The 2,130-nt window shown below is 56.9% G+C and carries 2 protein-coding genes and 1 pseudogene; 2 read left to right on the top strand and 1 reads right to left on the bottom strand.

Annotated features, from left to right (window positions below):
* Together B3D59_RS07675 and B3D59_RS07670 are read left to right on the top strand one after the other, a co-directional pair.
* Positions 1-735 (top strand): nitroreductase (locus B3D59_RS07675; protein WP_286818750.1); only part of this gene is annotated, 735 nt, incomplete at its 5' end.
* Positions 736-822: 87 nt separating this feature from the next.
* Positions 823-1,737 carry a M55 family metallopeptidase gene (locus B3D59_RS07670; protein ID WP_286818749.1) on the top strand — a complete coding sequence of 305 codons (915 nt, stop codon included), beginning with the start codon at positions 823-825 and terminating at the stop codon, positions 1,735-1,737.
* A 243-nt stretch (positions 1,738-1,980) separates the two neighbouring features.
* Here the strand turns inward: B3D59_RS07670 and B3D59_RS07665 are convergent.
* A pseudogene (locus B3D59_RS07665) lies at positions 1,981-2,130 on the bottom strand (transposase); the annotation flags it as partial.

Here is a 2,130-nt window from a genome sequence, read left to right as displayed (position 1 = left end):
GGCATCATCCTTATTGCTAATAAAAGAGGCAGACTTGAAAACGATCTGAATAAAGGAGCAGGCGAGATGGATTTGGTGGAAGGCATATATCTCCGAAGAAGTGTCCGGGCATTTACATCCAGACCGGTGTCAAGAGATGTTATCAAGGAAATCCTGAACATCGCACGCTGGGCGCCATCGGCTATGAATACCCAGCCATGGGAGTTTGTTGTGGCAACAGGTGAGAAACTGGACCGGATCAGGGCAGGGGTTGTTGAAAAGCTCAAGAACGGTGCAGCCATGCAACCGGATCACCTGGTGGTGGGATGGCCCATGGAGGGCGTCTACAAGGAACGTCAGGTAGAACTGGCAAAACGGCTGTTCAAGGCCATGGATATCCCCAGGGAAGACAAGGAGAAACGGGCCTGGTGGTTTGAAAGAGGCTTCAGGTTTTTCGATGCCCCTGTGGCTGTTGTCATTGTGTGCGACAAGGCATTGACCGAATCAGGGCCTTTGCTTGATATCGGTGCGGTGATGCAGAACATCTGCCTGGCAGCCCTGCATTTCGGACTTGGGACCTGCATCGAGGACCAGGGAATCTTGTACCCGGAGGTCTTTCGCGAGCATACAGGGATCCCAGAGACAAAGCGCCTGGTGATTGCTATTGCCATGGGATATCCGGACCAAGATTTTCCGGCCAACCTCGTCCGCTCGGAACGTGAGCCTGTGGATAACTTGATTACCTGGGTGGGATGAACAATGAAGTTCCAACCTCTTCATCCCTGAGAAATGGCTATGGATGCAGACCTTCCCTGCAGAGCTTGAAACACAGGAGCACGACCTATGTATGTAGGCGTTTTTGCGGATATCGAGGGAAGCTTTGGGATTTGGCGCATGCGGCAGTGCCGGATGGGAACCCGGGAATGGCAGTACGGCAGGATCTGCCTGACAGAGGATGTGAATCACGTGGTCCGCGGGGCCTTTGACGGCGGCGCGGCAAGGGTCACGGTCAAGGATAACCATGAGGTCGGCTTCAACTGCCTGATAAACCGGCTGGACCCCAGGGCGGAGTACATCGGCGGCCATTATGTCGAGCCCTCCCTGTTCGGTGACGTGACCGGTCTGGACCTGATACTGTATGTCGCCATCCACGCCGCTTCGGGCACGCCGGACGCCTTTTTCCCACATACCCATTACGGGGTTTTCTCCGAGCTGAGACTGAACGGCGCCGCAGTGGGGGAGATGGACATCTACGGAGGCTATCTCGGGGAGCTCGGTATCCCCATCGGTTTCGTCTCGGGCGAAGACGTGGCCGTCGAACAGGCCCTGAGAGTCTTGCCCTGGGCCAAGGCCGTAACCGTGGATAAAAGCAAGGCCGCCTATACCTCCGGCGAAAAAAGCCGGCGGTATCTGGCCGAGGGAAGGGAAAGGCTTCGCCGCACCGCGGCGGAGGCGGTAGCCGGCGGCTCCCTGATGAAGCCTCTGATCATAAAGGGCCCGCTTCATTTCGAAGCGGTTTTCCGCACCGAGCAGCTGGCTCGGCAATTCAACACCTGGAATTTTCCCCGACAGGGCGATACGGTTTCATGGGATGCCGCCGACATGCGGGAAGGGTTCGACAAGCTGAACCGCCTGACCTTCTTTCGCAGGAATCTCTATCCCGTCCGCAGGCCGCTGACATTCCTCATGCGCAACTATTATCGCATCAAAAACACCTACTTCGCGCCCTTGCCCGACCCCGAAGGGGCTCCCCTGTGATGCTGAAAGCGCATCGCCATCACGCTGTTCCCCTTTTTTAGTGAATAGGGATTTGCATCTTTCCAGGTCGGCAAGGGGGCGGCTGTTTCCCGGCGGAAAAGGCTGAGAATCAGGCTGCGGGCCGGAGCAGCATTCAAGGCTGGATAACCGCACCTGCCCCTCGTGTGCCGCCGTATCCTGTTGACCCCTCGAGTCTCCTCTTTTTGGCGAGCCTCACCGAAGTCCTGTACGGATCATCTCTTCCAGGAATTCCCACAGCCCGGCCTTTTTCAGCCGGCCTCTGAATCTCGACATGCTCGACGGGTCAATGGGGGGCTTATGTTCAAAGAAGGTCCCTCCGCAGAAATACTGCCAGTAGGGATTCTCCACCCATCCGGCGACAGCCGCCTCGTC

The organism is Desulfobacter sp. UBA2225 (assembly GCF_002348205.1).
Classification (GTDB): Bacteria; Desulfobacterota; Desulfobacteria; order Desulfobacterales; family Desulfobacteraceae; genus Desulfobacter; species Desulfobacter postgatei.
This window is presented reverse-complemented; position numbering and strand designations above follow the sequence as displayed.